Origin of the sequence: Tumebacillus algifaecis, from assembly GCF_002243515.1 — a bacterium.
GTDB classification, from domain to species: Bacteria; Bacillota; Bacilli; order Tumebacillales; family Tumebacillaceae; genus Tumebacillus_A; species Tumebacillus_A algifaecis.
In genome coordinates, this window is the sequence record NZ_CP022657.1 from 3,638,831 (window position 1) to 3,656,467 (window position 17,637).

Annotated in this window: 19 protein-coding genes; 6 read left to right on the top strand and 13 right to left on the bottom strand. The window is 52.2% G+C overall.

Annotation, left to right across the window (positions count from 1 at the left end):
* Positions 1–85 precede the first annotated feature (85 nt).
* The 6 genes from CIG75_RS16000 to CIG75_RS16025 all read right to left on the bottom strand — a co-directional run bounded on the left by CIG75_RS16000 (position 86) and on the right by CIG75_RS16025 (position 4,143).
* A complete protein-coding gene (locus CIG75_RS16000; RefSeq protein ID WP_094237533.1) occupies positions 86–319 on the bottom strand; it encodes a hypothetical protein in 234 nt (77 codons plus the stop codon).
* 252 nt (positions 320–571) lie between these two features.
* Positions 572–868 (bottom strand): hypothetical protein, encoded by a 297-nt coding sequence (locus CIG75_RS16005; protein WP_094237534.1) that lies wholly within the window; start codon positions 866–868, stop codon positions 572–574.
* 95 nt (positions 869–963) lie between these two features.
* A complete protein-coding gene (locus tag CIG75_RS16010; protein ID WP_094237535.1) occupies positions 964–1,209 on the bottom strand; it encodes a hypothetical protein in 246 nt (81 codons plus the stop codon).
* A 60-nt stretch (positions 1,210–1,269) separates the two neighbouring features.
* On the bottom strand, positions 1,270–2,439 hold the full coding sequence (locus tag CIG75_RS16015) for an NAD(P)/FAD-dependent oxidoreductase (RefSeq protein ID WP_094237536.1): 1,170 nt from the start codon (positions 2,437–2,439) through the stop codon (positions 1,270–1,272).
* A gap of 364 nt (positions 2,440–2,803) precedes the next feature.
* On the bottom strand, positions 2,804–3,403 hold the full coding sequence (locus CIG75_RS16020; RefSeq protein WP_094237537.1) for a CYTH domain-containing protein: 600 nt from the start codon (positions 3,401–3,403) through the stop codon (positions 2,804–2,806).
* A 104-nt stretch (positions 3,404–3,507) separates the two neighbouring features.
* Complete coding sequence (locus tag CIG75_RS16025) at positions 3,508–4,143, bottom strand: CAP domain-containing protein (RefSeq protein WP_407701265.1); 636 nt, start codon at positions 4,141–4,143, stop codon at positions 3,508–3,510.
* A gap of 113 nt (positions 4,144–4,256) precedes the next feature.
* Between CIG75_RS16025 and CIG75_RS16030 the strand changes: the two genes are divergently transcribed.
* The 3 genes from CIG75_RS16030 (at position 4,257) to CIG75_RS16040 (ending at position 5,728) form a co-directional block, all read left to right on the top strand.
* Positions 4,257–5,150 (top strand): LysR family transcriptional regulator, encoded by an 894-nt coding sequence (locus tag CIG75_RS16030; protein WP_094237538.1) that lies wholly within the window; start codon positions 4,257–4,259, stop codon positions 5,148–5,150.
* 43 nt (positions 5,151–5,193) lie between these two features.
* Positions 5,194–5,361 carry a twin-arginine translocase TatA/TatE family subunit gene (locus CIG75_RS16035; RefSeq protein WP_094237539.1) on the top strand — a complete coding sequence of 56 codons (168 nt, stop codon included), beginning with the start codon at positions 5,194–5,196 and terminating at the stop codon, positions 5,359–5,361.
* Positions 5,362–5,533: 172 nt separating this feature from the next.
* A complete protein-coding gene (locus CIG75_RS16040; RefSeq protein WP_094237540.1) occupies positions 5,534–5,728 on the top strand; it encodes a hypothetical protein in 195 nt (64 codons plus the stop codon).
* 112 nt (positions 5,729–5,840) lie between these two features.
* On the opposite strand, the gene CIG75_RS16045 is transcribed toward CIG75_RS16040, so the two are convergent.
* From CIG75_RS16045 to CIG75_RS16055, 3 genes are all read right to left on the bottom strand, one after another.
* The gene (locus CIG75_RS16045; protein ID WP_094237541.1) at positions 5,841–6,686 is read right to left on the bottom strand and encodes a YhcN/YlaJ family sporulation lipoprotein; all 846 of its coding nucleotides are present in this window, start codon (positions 6,684–6,686) and stop codon (positions 5,841–5,843) included.
* Positions 6,687–7,043: 357 nt separating this feature from the next.
* Positions 7,044–8,114, bottom strand: a complete 1,071-nt coding sequence (locus CIG75_RS16050) for a bifunctional phosphoglucose/phosphomannose isomerase (RefSeq protein WP_227874261.1) — start codon at positions 8,112–8,114, stop codon at positions 7,044–7,046.
* Between the two features lie 110 nt (positions 8,115–8,224).
* Positions 8,225–8,983, bottom strand: coding sequence for a CDP-alcohol phosphatidyltransferase family protein (locus CIG75_RS16055; RefSeq protein WP_157729597.1), 759 nt, complete (start codon positions 8,981–8,983; stop codon positions 8,225–8,227).
* Between the two features lie 75 nt (positions 8,984–9,058).
* On the opposite strand from CIG75_RS16055, the gene CIG75_RS16060 reads away from it, so the two are divergent.
* A complete protein-coding gene (locus CIG75_RS16060) occupies positions 9,059–9,574 on the top strand; it encodes a hypothetical protein (protein ID WP_094237543.1) in 516 nt (171 codons plus the stop codon).
* Here the strand turns inward: CIG75_RS16060 and CIG75_RS16065 are convergent.
* Positions 9,549–10,637 (bottom strand): HD-GYP domain-containing protein, encoded by a 1,089-nt coding sequence (locus CIG75_RS16065; protein ID WP_094237544.1) that lies wholly within the window; start codon positions 10,635–10,637, stop codon positions 9,549–9,551. The two genes, CIG75_RS16060 and CIG75_RS16065, sit on opposite strands and share 26 nt — an antisense overlap.
* A gap of 175 nt (positions 10,638–10,812) precedes the next feature.
* On the opposite strand from CIG75_RS16065, the gene CIG75_RS16070 reads away from it, so the two are divergent.
* Entirely contained in the window at positions 10,813–12,003 is a 1,191-nt protein-coding gene (locus CIG75_RS16070; protein ID WP_157729598.1) for an ornithine cyclodeaminase, nickel-pincer nucleotide-dependent, read from the top strand.
* 91 nt (positions 12,004–12,094) lie between these two features.
* On the top strand, positions 12,095–12,700 hold the full coding sequence (locus CIG75_RS16075; protein WP_094237546.1) for a hypothetical protein: 606 nt from the start codon (positions 12,095–12,097) through the stop codon (positions 12,698–12,700).
* Positions 12,701–12,751: 51 nt separating this feature from the next.
* On the opposite strand, the gene icmF is transcribed toward CIG75_RS16075, so the two are convergent.
* From icmF to CIG75_RS16090, 3 genes are all read right to left on the bottom strand, one after another.
* Complete coding sequence (gene icmF / locus CIG75_RS16080) at positions 12,752–15,997, bottom strand: fused isobutyryl-CoA mutase/GTPase IcmF (RefSeq protein WP_094237547.1); 3,246 nt, start codon at positions 15,995–15,997, stop codon at positions 12,752–12,754.
* A gap of 30 nt (positions 15,998–16,027) precedes the next feature.
* The gene (locus tag CIG75_RS16085; protein ID WP_094237548.1) at positions 16,028–16,663 is read right to left on the bottom strand and encodes a TetR/AcrR family transcriptional regulator; all 636 of its coding nucleotides are present in this window, start codon (positions 16,661–16,663) and stop codon (positions 16,028–16,030) included.
* Between the two features lie 163 nt (positions 16,664–16,826).
* The gene (locus CIG75_RS16090; RefSeq protein WP_094237549.1) at positions 16,827–17,426 is read right to left on the bottom strand and encodes a hypothetical protein; all 600 of its coding nucleotides are present in this window, start codon (positions 17,424–17,426) and stop codon (positions 16,827–16,829) included.
* Between the last annotated feature and the right edge of the window lie 211 nt (positions 17,427–17,637).

Here is a 17,637-nt window from a genome sequence, read left to right on the forward strand (position 1 = left end):
GTACTCGGAAATGTATTCCAATGCAAAAATCCCTCGCACACAACTCTCTCAAAGGGGTGCAAAGGGATCTATGTAAGCGGCTGGCTTAGGAGCGTCGAACCATGTTGCGTGCCGCCGCCTGTGCCACATCGAAGTCTACTTTTGAGATGATGGTGGATTCTTTAATCCAGTTTTGTACTTCCCGACTCATCGTGGGGGTCACATATTTAGGCGCCCCGAAGTTGTCAATCAGTTCCTTCTTGGTCATGCCGTGAGCTCTTAGACAGTGGTTGTTTGTCAAGATCTCCATCAATTCTCCACACGCAGGACACTGAAACATAGACACAACCTCCTAGTTCGAGTACGCCTAGGACATCCCTGTCGCAAGCACTCGTAGTCAGGGTTCGGTCACACGATGACCGGAAAAGCAGTCAGTCAGTTGTCAGAAAAGATTATCTATTTTATTTATACTATCCAGTCTACACCGCTTGACCAGCTTTCTCATGGGACTAAAGTCTTATTTTACAGTTTTTCCTATGTAAAAAGCACCTTGCCCAATCGGACAAAGTGCTTCATGATTTGCTACAGATGTTCACATTTTCCCTTTGAGATTCTTCAAGAGCTTCCAGATCACGCCAATTCCTGTCAGATAGTACAGCACCGACAAGATCCAACCACCAGTCGGATCGAGATCGGTCGCGTTCAGATTGACGAGCAACAGCATCGGGAAGACCCAGGTTAGGATACCGCCGAGGAAACCAGACAGTTGATCAAGAGAGAATGAATTGCTCTTCAGGCTTTTGTAGACGCCCATCAACAAATCGAGAGACATCAATCCTAGCACGGCCCACATTGTGTACATCATCCAACCAGTGAGAACGAAAGACATTGGATTCACCCTTTCATCAGGTCATATCATCCTTGTACTAACAGAGTATGATACGAGCCAGAGCAGGGACACTGTGCGGCTGCGGATTTTCAGGGTTACACGCGTTTGAACTTGCCGAGGATCTCGGCGCGCTCTTCCTCAGTACCGTCAAAGTTGGATGCAGAAAAGCGTTGTTCTGCCCACCGCTGCATCTCTTGACGGGATTCGAAATCGTAGGTGAGTTCGCCTTCGACCGAAGAGATTTCGGATACCACATAACGGCGTCCGTGTTGGTGGATGTTCATTTGGTTCCAATTATCCGTTTTATAGACGTTCATTTTCTTGCCGCCTTGTTGGCCCATGCCAATCCGCCTCCTTCGAAAAGAAAGCCCTTCCCGAAGGAAGAGCTCTATGTTTTGTGCTTACGACTTGAGCAGTGCGCCGATTTTTGCCAAGTAACGATATTTCGATGCGTCTTTCACGCGATAGGCCAACCAGCCGGTCGCTTTCATCTTCTTGCCGAGGGAACCGATCGCCTCTTTGCGGCCAAGCGATGCAACCGCGCCGAGCAGTACCGGATTGAACTTCTCGAGCTTGATGTGCTTCATGCTCGAGTAGATATTGACTGCCGCATTCTCGCCCATTTGCGTCGAGATCTGAGCGGTCGGCGGATACGGACGGCCATTCGGTGCCAGCACGAAGCAGGAATCGCCGATGATCCAAACGTTCTTTTCGTCCAGTGCACGCATGTACTCGTCCACTTTTGCACGACCGCGCGGTTCGGTTTGGAAACCAGATTCGGCAACCACCGGAATACCGCGCACACCGCCAGTCCAGATCATCGTGTCGCTGGAGATGGTATCACCCGTTTTGAGGTGTACCACGCCAGGCTCGACTTGAACGACCGGTGTGCCGATGATGAACTTGACGCCGCGAGCTTCCAAGCTTTTCTTCGCGATCGCGACCAGCTCTTCGTCAAAACCCGGCAAAATCATCGGAGCTGCTTCGACGTTGATCAGCTTGATCTTGTCTTTTGGCACGTTGTACTGCGCTGCCAGTTTCGGCAACATGTCAGCCAGTTCGCCAACCAGCTCGATGCCAGTAAATCCTGCACCGCCGACAACGAAAGTCAGTTTGCTGTCTTTCTTGTCTTGGTTGTACGATTTCAAGCAGTCCTCGATGTGTTCGCGAATGCGGTTCGCTTGGTTGACCGATTTCAAAGTAAAGCTGTATTCTTTCAAGCCCGGGATTCCGAAATACTCCGTTTCCGAACCAAGCGCGACAACGAGGTAGTCGTAGGACAGTTTGTTGTGTTCAAGCGTTACTTCTTGCGCAGCTTTGTCGATGGAAACCACGACGTCTTGAACGAACTTGATCTTCTTCGCACCGAGGATCGAGTTGATCGAGACCGTAACGTCCTTCTGTTCTTTCGCACCAACTGCCGGTTCATGCAGTTGGGTGACCAATTGATGATAGTCATGTTTATTGACAAGGATAATCTCTACTTCTTGTGCCGTCGTCAACTTGTTCAGTTCAAGTGCACAGACGAGACCAGCGTAGCCGGCTCCTAAAATTACTACTTTCTTCGCCATGATTCCCCACCCTAATTGTGTCGAATTTCACATACTTGACTCTAATTCTAGCAAATTTGTGACATTCGTCAATGAGATTTGTTACTTTTTTATGAACTGTATTGTCTGACAATTGCAAAACATTCTAAGGATGTGGTATAATCTAGCGGGCTTGAGGAAACAGCAACCTCATTGTCAAATGCTGTCGAGCCCTGTTGCTGTAAGGCTGTATCAAGATTGTTCCCGAATCTCGCTTATCACACTCTGGAAATATAAAGCGTCCCAGCTCATGCCGGGACGCTTTTTGGTATTTGATGGGACGATCATTCTTCAGATGCAAACCTCGCCGCCACGCTTGATCAGATTCAACAGGAGCTACAACTCGTTATTCGCGCACGAGATGCAATGCGTAGGCGAGCTTGGAAACGGAACTTTGTTCGACGCGGCTGCCATGTTGTACACGAAACGCATCGGTCAGTTGCAACAGGCGGTTCTCTTCCCCGCTGACCAGTTCGAATTCAATCTCATAGAGCGGATAATCGCGTCCATTTCCGGTGATCAGCACCTCGTCGAAGCAGACTTCGATCTTTACCGTCTGCTCTTCGATCAGGTAGACGTAGCGTTTGGTGCGCATCGCGACATGGGGTACGACTTCCTCATAGGTGCGGTCGATTTCCTGAAGCAGGTCGTTGAGGATCGGACTGTCTTTCGGCAGCGTGTCGAGCGTTCCTTCGTAGGTCTCTTCGATCTCGACACGTTTGTGCGACTCTTTCGTGTCTCGCTTGATGTTGACGATCGAGCGGCCTTTGACCTGACGCAGGCGCAGACCAATCTTCAAGCGATCCAGTTCTCCATCGGTCGTGTTGTAGTATTGGTTGGTCTGCTCCTCGATGTGGTCGAGTTGGTATGTATGGCCAAACTCCTCTTTGATCTGCTGCCACGCCGCTTGTTCGGTGCGAAATTTCACTTCCGTTTCGATTGACATTGCGGGTATGACTCCTCTCCACTACGCAACTTTTGTGTTTACGAGTATAGCACAGCAAAAGCCAGACGGGGAGTGACCCGCTGGCTTTTGCTCGTTTGGATAACTCAGCGTTTGATAAACTGCTGGGTCCAATACACGCCGTAGGAACCGCCAAACGCCACGCCGCAGCCGATCTCAGCATATTCGGCTTTGAGGATGTTGGCGCGGTGCCCCTCGCTCTTCATCCACGAGGCGACCACCGATTCGGGTGTCTGCTGCCCGGCCGCGATATTTTCGCCCGCTGTCGTGTAGTTGATGCCAAAGCTTTTCATCATGCTAAACGGTGAGCCATAGGACGGGGAGTTGTGTGCAAAATAGTTGCGGTTGCGCATGTCCTCCGATTTGACGCGGGCACAGCGTTGCAACTCCCAGTTCATTTTCAAGGGGCGCAACCCGATTTTGGCCCGCTCGGCGTTGGTCAGTTGCACGACACGATTTTGGAATTGTACCACTTTGGCGTCAAGCTGCGGGATGATCAGCTTTTGACCGGGATAGATCAGGCTCGGGTTTTTCAGATTGTTGGCGTTGACGATGTCAGACACCCCAATCTGGTATTTCACCGCGATCTTCCAGACGCTGTCACCTGGCTGAACGGTGTAAGAGACGGCCGCTTCCGCCTCGGCAAGCTGAGTGGTTGACGGCAGGACGAGAGTTGAAGCCAGCACCATGGCGGCCACAGTTCTTTTTATCCATCGTTTCACGGTCTCTTCTCCTCCTTCTCCTGTTCTTGCAGAGCTAGTTTGCGCAAGAGAAGATTCATCGCGCCACGTAATCTCTGGTACAATAGGTACAGAGGACCAAAGGGGGCCTTTTTGTGATCAACACGCATTTACAGGTCTTTGCGACCGTCGCTGAGAAAAAAAGTTTCTCCCGCGCCGCCGAAGCGTTGCGGCTGACACAGCCGGCGATTTCGCAACAGATTCATACATTAGAAGAATACTATGGCACCAAGCTGTTTGAGCGCACCAGCAAACGCGTCGAACTGACGACAGCAGGCGAAACGCTGCTTCCCTACGCCAAACAGATTCTCGATCTCGCCGCCCTTTCCAAAGGAGCGCTCGACGACCTGATGGGGCGAGTGACCGGGAAGTTGACGATCGGTGCGACATTTACGATCGGTGAGTATATTTTGCCGCAGGTGCTCGCCGAGTACACCCAACGCTTTCCGGAAGTGGAATTGAACCTGTTGATCGCCAATACGGAAGAGATCGGTGAACTGATGCTCGACTATCGCATCGATGTCGGCGTGGTCGAAGGTCGGCTGCAACATCGCCATCTGACGCTCACACCCTATTTGGATGACGAAGTGGTGCTGTTGGCGCCGCCCAGCCATCCGCTCGGAAGCGCTGAGAACATACAGGCTGGCGATTTGGAAGGGCAAGCGTTCATCCTGCGCGAAGAAGGTTCCGGCACGCGAGCCGTGGCGGAGGAGTTTTTGCAAAAGATCGGCGTTGTGCCGCGCAAGGTGATCACCATTGGCAGCACGCAAGGGATCAAAGAAGCGGTGGAAGCAGGGATGGGGCTGGCGATCTTATCAAAATGGTGCGTCCGGCGCGAGATGAAGTTCGGCTCCTTGGTCCGTTTGAAATTGGAAAGCTTTCACTACAGTCGCCATCTGTCCTTGCTGGAGCGCGCAGGGCGTTTTCAGTCGCGAGCCGCCTCCGAATTTGCCACATTGGTCCAGCGTTATGCATATCCAGAGGCTTAATCACACAAGCTACCAGCAAATCTGCTTGTGGAGGTGAGCCGCCATGCTTGCTAACATCGGAGTGCCTGGGATGATTTTGATCTTGGTGCTCGCTGTGATCGTGTTTGGCCCGAAAAAGCTACCGGAAGTCGGGCGCTCGATTGGCAAAAGCTTGCGTGAATTTAAGGCTGGCATGCGGGACGTTGTCAATCCCGATCAAGAAAACAAGTAAACCACGGTCCTCTGCGGGACGGTGGTTTTTTCGCACATTTTTTCGCTGAGCATCTGCACCTCACACCCGAAGCGAACACTCTTCTCGTTCAGTTTTACGGTTCGTCGTTGATGAAATGCAAACCAAACGGGCACCCTACAGAGGTACACCATCTCTGAGGGGAGGCCCGCACATGGATCAACGCGCCATGCAGAGGAACATCGAGACGTATGTCCTCCAACAGCTGCAGCAAGGACACAGGATCGACTCGGTGGTCGAGGTTGCCAACCAACTCGACTTGCCTGTGACAATGGTCGATCGGGCGATGCGCAATTTGACCTCTCAAGGCTATCCCGATCTGCCGTACACAGAAGCAACCGAATATTGAGCTTGCGAAAAAGGATCGTGTCCGCAAAGACACGACCTTTTTTGATTCCGATCTGTTGGTGCGAGCGCTACAATACTCGCTTGTGATCCGAACTTTTACATACTTTATTATTTTATTTCCAGATGTCTTGCAGGTGATCGTCCAGCGCATGAGTGCTCGGTTCGATCTTACCTTTGGTCAGTTCGTCCGCGTAGTGCTGAAAGCTTTGCACATGCTCAACATGGTTGGTGATGTGCACCGTCTTGATCTTCGGATCGAGCGCTCTCAGCTTGGCCGCAATCCGTTCCTGCACCGGCTGGGGAATGTCGCCTTCTGTCTTCACATTCAGCTTTTTGTTCGCTTCATGCGGTGCCTTGACCATTTTGGCTTTCACTTTTTGGTCTTCGCTCAGCGCTACATATGCATGATGCTTCGCATCGACCAACACGGTCGCCTTGTCCACCCCTTCCAACTTCGAGACTGCGGCCGACATCTCCGCTTGCTCGTGAAGCTGTGGAGCTTGCTCCTTCGATTTCTGCGCAGTCTTCGCTTGTGGCTGTGCTTGTGACTGTACTTTTGGCTGTTCGCTCTTGCGCATTCCAGCTTGCTTCGCCTGTTCAAGATCGGAGCGGATTTGCTGTTTGGCTTCATGTGGCAAGATGTAGATCAAGCCCTGCCCCTTTTGTCGCTCCTTGCGCTGACCGACGCTTTCCGCTTGGCCAGGTTTTTTCTCGCCTTCTTTTTTCTCCTTCAGGATCTTCGGACTTTCCTTTTTCTCTTTGCCGCCGCCTTCACCGCCAGCCGACCCACCTCCCGAATCAGCACCTGCCGCTTCCGCCTCATTCTTCTTTTTGACTGAGCCACCCATCTCCTGAATTTTTTGCCGCTCATAGGGTGTCCGCAACATTCCGCAGGCGGATAACGAGGTTGTCGAAACTGCGATCGAAAGCGCCAGTGCTACCCATTTGCTCAAACGCATCGTGAACACCTCTTTCTACACTGTTTGTTCAGTATCGAATGGTTTCGCCAACAGCGGGAATACACGAACAGCGCGACGCTTTGCCAACACCTTTAGACGATCGACGTCAACCCCTTGCACTGCATGATCACAGATAGGGTTTGTTGCAGCGAGGTTTCTCATGCAATCGGCGGGTCGGTGACTGCATCTCCCAGCCTCTGCTGTTCGCCGTGAGCAAGCCCTTACGCCGCCGTCCCTACGTGATCCGGCTACGTCTCGATTGGCAACTCGCTCAAGGCATACCATGAAAAAACGCATGAAAAAAGCTCCGTTGCGCACGGAGCCTTCATCCTGTCGATCGATCATTTTGCTTACAAATTAGTCTGCTAAGCGATTCTTCAGCTGTACGATTTTATCGACCGGCGTTGGGTCCAGCCCATACAGCACCGCAAGATACGCCGATACGTAATCCCCGACATAGAGTAAAGAGAACATCTGCGCCAGCTCGCTTGCTCCTTGCGCGGGCAGTTCGTAGCGCCCACATGCTGTGTTGGCCAGCACTTCGCCCATGGTGATCTCGATCCGCTTTTGCACGCGCGGATGATTGTGATTGGAGGTCAACGTGATGATCTCGATCTTTTCGATCAGTTCTAGCGGTACGTCAAAGCCTACGATCTCGTTGTGATTGAGTTCCGGATAACTGTGCGCAAATGCAACAGTCTGCGCATTTTCATTGAGCTGTGTCTTCCATCGGTATGCGATCGTTTCGGTCAGCCCGGTCGCACCGTGGATCAGCGGGATTTTCCCAAACAGGCGCGATGCGATCCGTTTGGCGAGATTGTGCTCCGACTTCACCTGAGGCGCCAACCGCAGGCGCATTTCATACAGCACGCGCACCGTCTCGGTGATCTCCTCGCCACAGTCGGGCAACAGGCCCGCTTTTTGCAAGAGCAACATTTGTGGAATGAACAGATACCCTGCCGCCGCCCGCGGCTGCAAACCGCCCGGTACAGTCACAACAACATATCCGTCTGCCCAAGCCTGCTTTTTCAAAATGCCACCCGAAGTGACAGCGACGACCTGTGCCCCGCGCCGTTTTGCGTCGGCGTAGGCGGACAGCGTCTCCTCCGTATTGCCTGAGTACGAGACGGCGATCACCAACGTGTCTTTTCCCACATAGGAAGGCAAGGTATAGCCTCGATTGACGAAAATCGGCACTGGACACTTGTCGGCCGCATAGCTTCGCAGCATGTCACCTCCGACCGCCGATCCGCCTAGCCCAGTGATGACGATCGTCCGCACCAGCGATGCTTTGAACTGAGCGATCGAGTACTCCATCTTGCTTACCGCTTCTTCGATCTGCTCTGGCAATCGATAAATCGCCCCAAACATGTCGGCAGGATCATGGGCGCTCAGCAGCGTTTCATCATCGAGGTGAAGAGGTTCCACAGTCGTTTCCCCCTTTCGGCATTACCACTCCATACCTAACAGTAGTTGCCTACCTTCCCCTTTATGACAGCAAAACCCCCTTTGCGAGCGCAAAGGGGGTTCCTAGATCGTTAACGCCAACCTGCTCGTTTCCAATAGCGGTAGACATCGAAGAGCAGGTGCCAAAGCACGGTGATCACCAAGGTGATGAACAGGCCGAAGATTGGCAACTGCACAATCGGCAGCAGACAGAAGATGATCGCTTGGCTTTCGATGACCGAAAAGGGAGTGACGATCATAAATTTTCGATACAGACGGGCTTGAAAGGGTGTCATCACCATTCCATTGATGATGATCGGCTCAGCAAGTGCATCGCTTGCCGCAACTGGAGCCGCTGCATTGGCAGCTGTGTTTCGCTCGATCGTCTCTTTGATCAACAGGTCGCCTTTGGCAAAAGCTCTGGTGTAGACATACAATCCGGCCATCACCCACGACGCGGTGAGCAGCCACCCATCGAGGTTGCCGAGCCGCTGCTGACCATAGACGAGCGCCAAGACGAGTAAAGCGAGCTTCAATTCGTCTAAAATATGGTCGAGCCAAAACCCAAAGTTTGAAGACTGCTTGGTCTTGCGTGCCACATAGCCATCACAGCAGTCCAAAATGTAGGAGACCTGATAGAGCAGGCCACCGAGCACCAGCATCCACGGTGAACCTAAGGCAAAACACCACACGGCAAACAATGCGATGAGAAATGACAGCACAGTGATTTGATTCGGCGTGATCTTCGTCTTGCAAAAAGCTTCCGAGATCGGCACCGCAAAAGGCAGTGTCGCATACGCATCCCACGGGGACGGGTAGCGCACATAGGGGTTGTCGCGCAGTTTAAACAAAGGGAGCATCCTTTCTCTGACAAGTTCTATCCTCTAACTTACCCATATCACCCGCGTTTGTAAAGGTGAGTTTCCATGCGATTCTGTGGTAGACTACATGACAAAGGCTGGAAAGGACTGATCGATATTTCTACTCTGTTTCAAGATATTGCCGAGATTTTCCGCGGCCAGGTTCGCGAGCCGTTTGTGCTCGATTACAGCGAGGAAAGCCTCAAGGAAGTCGATCGGATGCTTTCGATGATCACCGAACCGGGGCAAGCGCCTGATGACACGCTGGTGTTGTCTGCAGGTGCTTATCTGGGCGAGACGACGATTCGATTGCTCGGAGGTGAATGGCGCCTCGATGAGACGGAACTGACCGATTCATCGGTGCTCGTCGAAGGCTGTGAGCTCTGGCCGTTTCGCCGCGTGCGCCAACGCATCTATTACGGTACGCAAAATCCGTTATATGCGTGGTTCGAAATGGCGCGGGCCGGTGCCGCTCAGGAAGTAAAAAAGCTCCTGCAAGGGCAGGAGCAGGCTACGTTGATCCGCCCGACCGGACATGATCCGCTTGTGATCAAGATTACAAAATCTCCTCGCAATCGGTGATCATCAGCGTCAAATCTTGTGACAGATCGACCTCGTACGGATACCGCACTTCATGGCCATCCGCATCTTTTAACACGCGCAGAATCGGGCGGTGTGGAAACTTGGTGTTGATATCGACCACCACCGCCGTTTCGCCCGTGTTGAGCATCACCGTCAGCCCCAACGGGTACAAAGCGACATTGTCGCGGAACTTGCGGATCAGGTCATTGTCAAATTGTCCGGCCGAGGCAAAGAGAAGTTCCAGCGCTTCGTGAGGCAGGTACGCTTTGCGATAGACTCGGTTAGAGGTGAGCGCGTCATATACGTCCGCGATGCCGACGATCTGCCCGTACAGGTGAATCCGATCGCCCTCCAGCGCACGCGGATAGCCCGAACCGTCTAGCCGCTCATGGTGCTGCAAGGCGCAATGCGCGGAGATCAACGGAATATCATCATGTTCTTTTAAAATCTCATAGCCAAAGACAGTATGTTGCTTCATCAGCTCATACTCTTCGTCGGTCAATTTGCTGGGTTTTAACAAAATTTCCATCGGTATCATCGTCTTGCCAATATCATGAAGGATCGCGCCGATCCCTAAATCGATCAGTTGGTCACGCTTTAGACCCATCGCCATGCCAAGAGCTGCCGAGTAGATCCCGACATTGACCGAATGGCTGTAGAGATAATTGTCAGTCGTATAAATGCCGGTCAGTTGCAACATGACCTGCCGATGCGATTGCAAATCATACAAAATGTCTTCAAACACACTGCGAAACTCTCGACCGAGCCGTGGGTTGGCGATCGAACGCACCCATTTTCGCGATTCGATCATCTGCGAAAACGTCTCGTACACCACTTTAATCGCACGGCTGCGAGTTTGCTCCGAGATCGCGTCTTTGATCACGAGATCGTCCGTTCGAGGGTCCTCGATATAAACTTGTGTCACGTTCAGGTCGAGCAGCCGTTGAATCATCGATTCGCTGAGTTCTTTCCCGGCTGCAAGCAACACGTTGCCATTGCTGCTGTAGATCGGCTTGGCCAATCTCGCTCCCGGTTGCAGAGCTCCCGTTGCAGTCATATGCATCTGCTATCACCCTCGATCAATTCTTCATCATAACTATGTGAGGGTATTCGACAAGTTTCGTCGTTTACCTTCCTCTTCATTTCGTGACTTAAATTCAAATTGTAAGCGCTATGAAATGATGGTGGGAAATTGTATACTTAAAGGAAGCATAATGACTAGGGAGGTTATGTTCCAAATGTTCATACAGGAAGTATTTGAATTGCATGCACATACTCCGACTCTGCTCGACCTGGAAGACCTTGCCGGCCGCGAAGACGCACATCTTGAATTGCACGGCACCAAGCCGATGCGCTTCTCTATCTATGTAGCGCCTGAACGTTTAGAAGAAGTGTCGGCCTTGTTCATCGAACAAGGTTGCAAGCGCCTGCATTCGACCGAGTTAAAAGTGGAAGCCGCTCCGAAAGACGGGGTGGTCCCCGATGATTTTCATTCCACTTCCAACAAACCGACCTTCATCTTCCGCAGCGGGCAATGGATTCCGGTCAACCGTCTGCGCATGGATGGTGTGATCACATTTGACGAAAAAGACACGCCTTACTGTAACCTGATGCGCGATGTGAAGGCTGGTGAGGACGTGGTCGTCGGTCATGGCGGCATTCGCATCGCCTTCCTCGATCTGCCGACCAAGAATGAAGAAGAGTTCGGCTTCATGCAAGGCGAAGTTTCCTCGGAACGGCAGAACCCAGTCTTGATCCGCAAAATTGCGAAAGACATGAAAGCGATTCGCGACCGCGGTGGCCGCATTGTCTTTGTTGCCGGCCCTGGTGTCATCCATACGGGCGGCATGACACCGTTTTGCGGCCTGATCGAAAAAGGATATGTACAAGCTGTGCTCTCCGGGAACGCCTTGGCTACTCATGACATCGAAAATGCGCTGTACTCCACTTCGCTTGGCATCAACACGCAGACGGCCGACATCGTCTCAGGCGGTCACCGCCACCATCTGCAGGCGATCAACCGGATGCGCTATCACGGTTCCATCGCCAATGCGGTGCATGCGGGTGAACTTCAAACCGGCATCATGTACACACTGGTCAAACACGGGATTCCGTTCTCGCTGGCCGGTTCGATCCGCGACGACGGTCCGCTGCCCGACACCGAGATGGATCTTTGCGCGGCTCAAGCCCGCTATTCTGAGCTGGTTCAAGGCACCGATATGGTGGTCATCATCTCGACCATGCTCCATGCGATCGGTACGGCCAACATGATTCCGGCCACCTGTAAGACGATCTGTGTTGACATCAACCCAGCGGTCGTATCCAAGCTCGCCGACCGCGGGTCGACGCAGACGATCGGAATCGTCACCGATGCTGGACTGTTCGTGGAACAGCTCAACCGTGAGCTCGATTTGTACGAAGCGCGTTAACGAACAGCAAAAGAAAACCCGACATAGGATGCCGGGTTTTCTTTTTTACGTTATACTGACCTAAGAGAGAAACAGATAGGAGGAACCAGACTTGTTGTCATTGCTCGGGGGACTGATGTTCCGTCCTCAGGAAACACTCCAAAAACTGTTGCAAAAACCAGACTCGGATCTCGCAGGTCGGCTGGTCAATGTCGTCACCGCGCTGATGATGGTCAATTTGGCGTTTTATTTTGCTTCTGAGCCGTTTTTCGAAAAACAATTTGGCATCTACAAATGGCTGTTTGTGCTGTTGCTACCGCCAGTGCAATTTTTACTGCAACGCTTTTTGTTCGGGATCACTTCGCGGTTGGGTCTGCTGATGTTTGCCTCGGATCGCCTGCCTGTCGACCCACAGGAACGGAAAGCAAAATGGGGACTGCTGAAAAAGTATTATCCATACACGTACTATCCAAGTGTTGTCATGAGCGTCTTGGCCGCACCGCTGAACACGACCTTCTTCTCGATCCTGCTCGTGTTGATCGGTGTCATCTACATGTACTTGTTGCGCGTGCACTTGCTGAAACAGGTGTTTGGCATTTCTGGCACGGTCGCCTTTTGGGGCCCAGTGTTAGTCGAATTGTTGATTTCGTTTGCTCTGACGATCGTGATTTTCATCCTTTCCTTTATCGCCGTGACGATGTTTCACATCGCCCTTTAAACCTTTTACAAAAAAGCGACCTTCCTGGCGGAAGGTCGCTTTTTGCGTGTGCTACATGTTGCGGCGATATTGTCCGCCCACTTGATACAGGGCTTGCGTGATCTGGCCGAGCGAGCAGACTTTGACCGTCTCCATCAGCTCTGCAAAGATGTTGCCACCGCTCATCGCCGTTTCTTTCAGGCGGCGGATCGCTGCTCCGGCCTCTGCTGCATGCTCGCTTTGGAACGAGCGCAGATTGGCGATTTGGAGCTCTTTTTCTTCTTTGGTCGCACGAGCAAGTTCGATCTCCGGCGCTTCGAAGTCGTCTCCTTGCGTTTTCGGGTTGAGATAGGTATTCACCCCGATGATCGGCAAGGAACCGTCATGCTTTTTGTGTTCATAGTACATCGATTCCTCTTGGATCTTGCCGCGCTGGTATTGCGTCTCCATCGCGCCGAGCACGCCACCGCGGTCGGAGATGCGCTGGAACTCTTGCAGCACCGCTTGCTCGACGAGGTCGGTCAACTCTTCGACCACAAACGAGCCCTGCACCGGGTTCTCATTTTTCAAGAGGCCATACTCTTTGGTCAGGATCATCTGGATCGCCATCGCGCGGCGCACCGATTCTTCGGTCGGCGTGGTGATCGCTTCATCATACGCGTTCGTATGCAGCGAGTTACAGTTGTCCTGCAACGCCAACAGCGCTTGCAGCGTGGTCCGAATGTCGTTGAAATCGATCTCTTGCGCATGCAGCGAACGGCCGGACGTCTGCACGTGGTATTTCAATTTTTGCGAGCGATCGTTGCCGCCGTATTTGTTCTTGATCGCAGTCGCCCAGATGCGGCGTGCGACGCGGCCGATCACCGTATACTCCGGGTCCATGCCGTTTGAGAAGAAGAACGACAGGTTCGGAGCAAAATCGTCGATGTTCATTCCGCGGCTCAAGTAGTATTCAACATAGGTGAAGGCGTTGGCCAGCGTGAAGGCCAACTGGGAGATCGGGTTGGCACCCGCTTCTGCAATGTGATAGCCGGAGATCGATACCGAGTAGTAATTGCGCACCTTTTTGTCGATGAAATATTGCTGGATGTCGCCCATCATGCGCAGGGCGAATTCGGTCGAGAAGATACAGGTGTTTTGCCCTTGGTCTTCTTTCAGAATGTCAGCCTGTACGGTGCCGCGCACTGTAGATAGCGTATAGGCGCGGATTTTTTCGGCCTCTTCAGCGCTCGGCTTGCGGCCATTGTCCGCCTCAAACTTGGCCAATTGCTGATCGACCGCCGTGTTCATATACATCGCGAGAATCATCGGGGCCGGACCGTTGATCGTCATCGACACCGATGTGGACGGTGCGCAAAGGTCAAAGCCAGCATACAGCTTTTTCATGTCATCCAACGTACAGATCGACACGCCCGATTCACCGATTTTCCCATAGATGTCCGGGCGGTAGTCCGGATCTTCGCCGTACAGGGTCACCGAGTCGAAAGCGGTAGACAGGCGTTTTGCATCATCATTTTTGGACAGGTAGTGGAAGCGACGGTTGGTGCGCTCCGGAGTCCCTTCACCTGCGAACTGGCGCTTCGGATCTTCCCCTTCACGCTTGAACGGAAACACGCCTGCCGTATAAGGGAACTCACCGGGCACGTTTTCGTTCATCAGCCATTTCAGCAGGTCGCCCCAATCTTCGTACTTCGGCAGCGCGACTTTCGGAATCTTCGTGCCAGACAGCGACTCGGTGAACAGCTCGGTGACGATCTCCTTGTCGCGGATTTTGGTGATGAATTGGTCTGCCGAGTATTGCTCTTTCAGCTTCGGCCAATTTTCGATCAGTCGCTTCGCCTCCGGATGCAACTGTCCATCAAAGTTGGCGATCTGCGCATCGAGGGCGGCCAGCATCTCGTCTTGGCCTGCGAACAGTTCGCGCACGCCTTTCAATTGGAACAGCTTGCGCGCGATGGCAGCTTGCGCGTCGATCAGTTTCTTGTAATCGCGAATCGAACCTACGATCTCCCCGAGGTATTGAGTCCGCTCCGGCGGGATGATGTAATTTTTCTTGGAAATGCTTTCGGTCACATTCATTTGGGACTCCCAATTGAGGTCCAGTTTCGCGTTGAGTTGGTCGATCAGCGCACGATAGAGGACGTTGGTACCAGGATCATTGAACTGGCTGGCGATCGTGCCGTAGATCGGCATCCCGTCTACGCTTTGCTCCCACAGGCTGTGGTTGCGTTGATACTGCTTCTTCACATCGCGCAGCGCGTCCTGCGACCCTTTGCGCTCAAACTTATTGATCGCCACGAGGTCAGCAAAATCGAGCATGTCGATCTTCTCCAACTGCGACGGCGCGCCAAACTCGGAGGTCATCACATACAAGGAGAGGTCGGTGACTTTGGTGATCTCCGCATCGCCTTGGCCGATCCCTGATGTTTCGACGATGATCAGGTCGTAGCCAGCCACCTTGACCACATCGATCGCTTCTTTGATCGCAGCCGACAGCTCAGAACGCGACTCGCGAGTCGCAAGCGAGCGCATGTAGACGCGCGAGTTGTTGATCGCGTTCATGCGAATGCGGTCGCCAAGCAGTGCACCGCCCGTCTTTTGCTTGGACGGATCGACCGAGAGGATAGCGATCGTCTTGTCTTCAAAATCATTCAGGAATCTGCGCACAAGTTCATCGGTCAAAGATGATTTACCCGCGCCGCCGGTGCCGGTGATGCCGATGACCGGCTTGTCTTGCACCTGCTCACGAATCTCGGCCAGAAGCTTTTGATGATCCGCATCGTTTTGGTAGACCGCTTCTTCTGCAACGGTGATCAGCTTCGCGATCGAAAGCGTATTCTTTTCCTTCAGCTTGGCAAATTCTGCCTCAGCCTGCTTGACAGTCGGGAAGTCTGCGGTTTCCAGCATGTGGTTGATCATGCCTTGCAGACCCATCTTGCGGCCGTCTTCCGGCGAATAGATCTTGGCGATGCCGTAGCTTTCCAAGTCGCGAATCTCCTCCGGAACGATGACGCCGCCACCGCCGCCAAAAATCTTGATGTGCGAGGCACCGCGCTCTTGAAGCAGATCGTACATGTATTTGAAAAATTCAACGTGACCGCCTTGATAGGACGAGATCGCGATACCTTGTGCATCCTCTTGCACAGCGGCGTTGACGATCTCTTCAGCGGAACGGTTATGTCCAAGGTGAATGACTTCCGCACCAGAGGATTGCAGAATGCGGCGCATGATGTTGATCGAAGCGTCATGACCGTCAAAAAGTGCGGAGGAAGTGACAAAGCGAATCTTGTGTTTCGGACGATAGATCGTGGTTTCCATGTATCATATTTCCCCTTTCGCATAGCCCAGTTACATCGACGATGGGCTGATCTCCTGAAGCAATAAAGACGTTTGTTTCTCAGTATATTGTTCGAGCGAATAATCTCGGTGCAACGCCCAGCGGCGGAACGTCCACATCTGGGCTAAAACCACAATATTGTGCGCGAAAAGCTTTACACTTTCAGGTGCAAGCATCAGCGAGCCGTCTGCACGCCCACGCTCCAAGATGTCAACAAATAGTTCGGTGATCTCCGTTTCTTGACGCAGTACGAGTTTCAATTGCGCCGCCGGCAGCGACTTTGTTTCCTGATAGATGAGCAACACGTAATCTTGCAATTCGTCCACACAGGCAAAAAAGTGCCGAATCGACAACACGAGCAATTCCCGGCCCTGCTCTGCACCATGTAGCACTTCGTCGAGCCGGCGCTTCATCTCACCGTGAATGTACGCACAGACCAGATAGAGCACGTCCTCTTTCGAATGCACATATTCGTAGAGCGTTCCGATGCCAAGACCGCTCGCCTTGGCGATTTCGCGAGTCGTCGTCTTGTGGAACCCCTTCTCCACAAACAGGTCAACGGCCGCCTGAACGATCTGACGACGCCGTTGCTCGACCAGTTGCGGATCGGACACGCGTGCAGGAATCGGTTTCGATTCGTCTGTCATCTCGCACCTCCTCTTCAACCGACTGAGCGCTCGCTCGGTTAGCATTCTATGTTCAGTTTATTCGTTATCGTGCCATTCCGTCAACGGATAAAACAACAAAAAGAGCGGATCGAAATCCGCTCTCTAGTTATTCGTCTATACGAATCAGATGCTAGGAGTAAAATTACTTCGCGATGGTGCCTTCTTTACCTACAACTTTGTAGTTTTTACCGTCTTTCTTAACGGTGTAGGTCAGACCTTTGTAGGTCAAGACGTAGTTACCATCTTTTTCTTCTACTTTCGCATCTTCGTATTTTGCTACAGCAGTCAGTGCGTTTGCACGGATCGCTTCAGCTTTTGCAATTGTGGTTTCCGGCTTGAAGGAATCTTCTTTCTTGTTCTTCACAGCCAGAGCTTTGATCGCCTCGTTTGCTTTGTCGAGCGCAGCTTTGTCGCCGATGACAGCGGTGTATTCCTTCTCAGCCAGAGCTGCGTCCCAGTAGGTGCCCAGGAAAGTCAGCGCTTCCTCTTTCGATTTAGCCGGCTTCGCGAAGGTCACTTCTTTGTCACCTTCCAGGCCTTTAACGGTACCAAATTGGGCCTGCAGTTTTTCTTCTGCAATTACAGCAGCTGCAAATACAGCTTTGTTGGTTTTTTCTACGTCTTCTTTTTTCGGAGCTTCAGCAGCCGGTTTTTCGCTGGTAGTTTCGCTACCGCAACCTACGCCAGCAACAACGGTCGTTGCAAATGCTGCAGCCAGAAGAAGTTTCGAGAACTTTTTCATAGTAAAATTCCCCCTTTTCAAGCAGGAGTGTATCACAGAAAACTCGCAATTGGGAAGAGCACTTTAAAATTTGGTAATATTCTGAAAAGTATATTATATGCATTCAATTGTATGATTATACGTGAATTATACCGGTTACTACTTGAAAATATTGAATTCGGTGCGATATTTCTTTTAACTACCCTTGCCTAATGTAGATATACATACAATT

What these genes read in the sequence shown, in the direction of transcription:
- CIG75_RS16000 (WP_094237533.1), bottom strand. Translation starts at nt 319, where the DNA reads ATGTTTCAGTGTCCTGCGTGTGGAGAATTGATGGAGATCTTGACAAAC.
- CIG75_RS16005 (WP_094237534.1), bottom strand. Translation starts at nt 868, where the DNA reads ATGTCTTTCGTTCTCACTGGTTGGATGATGTACACAATGTGGGCCGTG.
- CIG75_RS16010 (WP_094237535.1), bottom strand. Translation starts at nt 1,209, where the DNA reads ATGGGCCAACAAGGCGGCAAGAAAATGAACGTCTATAAAACGGATAAT.
- CIG75_RS16015 (WP_094237536.1), bottom strand. Translation starts at nt 2,439, where the DNA reads ATGGCGAAGAAAGTAGTAATTTTAGGAGCCGGCTACGCTGGTCTCGTC.
- CIG75_RS16020 (WP_094237537.1), bottom strand. Translation starts at nt 3,403, where the DNA reads ATGTCAATCGAAACGGAAGTGAAATTTCGCACCGAACAAGCGGCGTGG.
- CIG75_RS16035 (WP_094237539.1), top strand. Translation starts at nt 5,194, where the DNA reads ATGCTTGCTAACATCGGAGTGCCTGGGATGATTTTGATCTTGGTGCTC.
- CIG75_RS16040 (WP_094237540.1), top strand. Translation starts at nt 5,534, where the DNA reads ATGGATCAACGCGCCATGCAGAGGAACATCGAGACGTATGTCCTCCAA.
- CIG75_RS16045 (WP_094237541.1), bottom strand. Translation starts at nt 6,686, where the DNA reads ATGCGTTTGAGCAAATGGGTAGCACTGGCGCTTTCGATCGCAGTTTCG.
- CIG75_RS16060 (WP_094237543.1), top strand. Translation starts at nt 9,059, where the DNA reads ATGCGATTCTGTGGTAGACTACATGACAAAGGCTGGAAAGGACTGATC.
- CIG75_RS16065 (WP_094237544.1), bottom strand. Translation starts at nt 10,637, where the DNA reads ATGCATATGACTGCAACGGGAGCTCTGCAACCGGGAGCGAGATTGGCC.
- CIG75_RS16070 (WP_157729598.1), top strand. Translation starts at nt 10,813, where the DNA reads ATGTTCATACAGGAAGTATTTGAATTGCATGCACATACTCCGACTCTG.
- icmF (WP_094237547.1), bottom strand. Translation starts at nt 15,997, where the DNA reads ATGGAAACCACGATCTATCGTCCGAAACACAAGATTCGCTTTGTCACT.
- CIG75_RS16085 (WP_094237548.1), bottom strand. Translation starts at nt 16,663, where the DNA reads ATGACAGACGAATCGAAACCGATTCCTGCACGCGTGTCCGATCCGCAA.
- CIG75_RS16090 (WP_094237549.1), bottom strand. Translation starts at nt 17,426, where the DNA reads ATGAAAAAGTTCTCGAAACTTCTTCTGGCTGCAGCATTTGCAACGACC.